At 70.1% G+C, this 2972-nt stretch carries 1 protein-coding gene; it reads right to left on the bottom strand.

The features are described 5' to 3' along the window. The coding region (locus ACE5CZ_RS04210; protein WP_374946105.1) for a TM0106 family RecB-like putative nuclease at window positions 1–2972 on the bottom strand (2972 nt) is incomplete at both ends.

Raw genomic sequence — 2972 nt, 5'->3', positions numbered from 1 at the left:
ACGATGGCGACCGCCGCCTCGCGGCCCTGGAACTTGTCGACCGTTCCCACGGGAATGGAGCTGTAGCCCGCTGCCGCGAGCCGCAGCCTGAGCAGCTCGACCTGCGCGTTGTAGGGCGCCACCACGATCACGTCGGACTCGACGAGGGGTCGAGAGACCCCTCCGGACCACCAGGTGCGACCGAGAACGGATGCGACCACCTCGGCCACGCCGTCGGCCTCTTCGGGAGACGACGTCGACCGCTCGGAGTGATCGACGGGAACAGCGTGCAGCCCCGGCTCGATCCCGTCGAGCCGGCGATCGGAGGCGTGCGACACCAGCCGCCCCTCGTAAGACAGCTCGGACACCGGCGCGCAGACCGCGGGGTGCATGCGCCACGAGGTGGCGAGAAAATAGCCGAACTCGGGCGGAAGCACGTCGTGCCCGGCCGACAGCCAGCCGAGCGCCGATTCGTCGACCGGCTCGGGGTGGATGCCCTGTCTCACCTGGGGCAGCTGCTGCGGGTCGCCGAGCAACAGCAGTCGCTTCGCTGCGACCGCCGACGCGATGGTTGAGGCCAGCGAGAACTGGCCCGCCTCGTCGACGACGAGCAGATCGAGCGACTGCCTCGGGATGCGGGAGGCGTTGCTGAAGTCCCACGCCGTTCCGCCGACGACGTAGCCGCCGTCTTTCGACGTGAAGCCCGCGAAGGCCGTGGGCGAGAGCACCGTGAAGTCTTGGTCGTCGGCGTCAGTCGAGGCGGCGGCCGGGGCGGCGGCCGGGGCGCCCGAGGCCTTCTTGCCCACGAGGCTGCGGTCGACGCCCGCTGCCACGACGGCGCGCAGCATGTTCTCGACCGCCGCGTGCGACTGGGCGACGACACCGATCTTCCACCCGTGCTCGTGCACGAGCCGGGCGATCACATGCGAGCCGGTGTAGGTCTTGCCCGTTCCCGGAGGACCCTGCACGGCGAGGTACGAGCGGTCGAGCGTGAGCAGCGATGCGACGAGGGCCGAGGCCACGTCGCCCTCCCCGTCGGCGTCGACGACTGGCGCGAGAGTGGCGCGCGGCGGCACACGGCGCAGTACGTCGTAGGCGGGGTCGGCGAGGGGAACGGGATGCGCATCGAGGATCGCACGACCCCACTCGGCGATGGCGTCGACCTGGGTTCCGGGCGGCGGAGGCGTGCCGGGCGTCAGCGCGACGGGCAGCTCGTCGTAGTGCGGCGCGTCTTTCTCGAGCAGCTCGTCGACCACGATGGTGCCATCGTCGAGCAGCTCGACCACGGCGGTTCTGCTGTGCGCGGTTCGGGCGCCCGGTTCGCGACCGCGCAAGATGGGCGGGTAAGGCGCGTCGTAGAGGATGAACGGATTCTGCCCCGGCTTGATCGCGCTGCCCGGCGCGAGGATTCCTCGAAGCCCGAGTCGACGCCGATCGCTGCGTTGCTTGCCCTCGCGAAACCAGTCGCGCAGCACGACGGCCTCGGTGACCACGAGCACGTCGCGGGTGTCGGCCCACTCGTCGACGGGGCCGGTGAGCCGGGAGAAGTGCTGCCACCAGAACGACTTCTGCTCGCGCCGGTGATAGTCGATGGCGGCGGTTGCCAGGGCGAGCGCCGTGTCGTCGGACGTGCGTTCTGCGAGCGGCACCCTCGAAGACAACTCTGACAGGGCGAGGTAGACCGGGTCGGGCTCGCGGTCTGGCAGATCGAACGGAAGACGGCCGCCCGCCTCGGGAATGAACTCGCGCGAGACGGAGGCCGCCCGCTCGAGCAGCCAGTCGCGCAGTCGCAGCGTGCTGACGCAGTCGTAGGTGTTGTACCGCGCGATGTCGTTCTGCACCCGGGCCGACGCCTCGACGTCGCCAGCGGCGAGCAGCTCGCGCGATCGCACGTATTCGGTGATGGAATCGGCCGCATTGGCCACCCCGTCGCGTTCGGCGTCGCCCATGTAGAGCGGCTCGAGCTTCTTGAGCGAGTAGCTGTGCGTGCCGATGCGCATGCCCTGCCGCACAATCGGATAGAGGTCGACGAGGACGTTCTGGCGAAGCAGGTCGTCGACGGAGTCTTCGCCGACCCCGTGCCGAGCCGCGAGTGTGAGCAGGTGGGTGCGCTCGTACGAGGCGTAGTGGTAGATGTGCATGAGCGGATGCCGGGCACGACGCTCGGCGACGTAGTCGAGAAAGTCGATGAGCGCCTGCCGCTCCTCGGCCAAGTCGTGCGCCCAGAACGACACGAAGGTCTCGTCGGGTTCGACGAGCCCGAACAGGTAGTCGAGCCCCCAGGCGGAGCCCTCCTGGTAGAGCGGATCGCCCTCGAAGTCGAAGAAGATGTCTCCGGCGTCGGGCGCCGGTATCGCGGCGAGCGGCGCCGGATCGGCAATCTGCCAGCTCAGGGCCTGCCCCGGCGCGGGGGCCACGAGCTGCATTCGCGCCTGCCCGGCGAGCGAGACAAGCGTCGACTGCGCGAGCCCGGCCACCGGCCCGGCCGTCGCGGCCAGATCGCCGATGCTCTGGATGCCCGCGGCCCGCAGGCGCGCTCGTTGCGTGAGCCGCATGCCCGCCACCTGCAGCACGTCGTGGGTTCGCTCGACCTCGACGGCGCAGGCGGCGCAGCGCCCGCACGCCGTGTAACGCGGATCACCCCAGGCGGTGGCCTCGAAGTCGGCGACCCGGTCGTCGATGAGCTGCTGCAGCCGGGCCCGCCGACGACGGTAGACGGGCAGGATGTCGCGAAGCCGGTGCGAGGTCGTCTTGCCGGTGCCCAGGATGAGGTGCACGGTCTCGCTGGTGGGGATGCCGTTCTGCTGCAGCTGGTCGGCGTAGGCGGCGAGCTGCAGCAGCGCCGTGATCTTGGCCTTGCGGGCGAGCTTCGTGTCGTATACCGCGTAGGCGGGGCCAGCACCGTCGGAATAGGCGGGCTCGTCTCCCTCTGCCCCGTCGTCGTCGCGCACGAGAAAGTCGGAGTACCCGAGGAAGCGCCCGTCGAAGAACGC

The organism is Agreia sp. (assembly GCF_964263775.1).
Taxonomy (GTDB): domain Bacteria; phylum Actinomycetota; class Actinomycetes; order Actinomycetales; family Microbacteriaceae; genus Agreia.
This window is presented reverse-complemented; position numbering and strand designations above follow the sequence as displayed.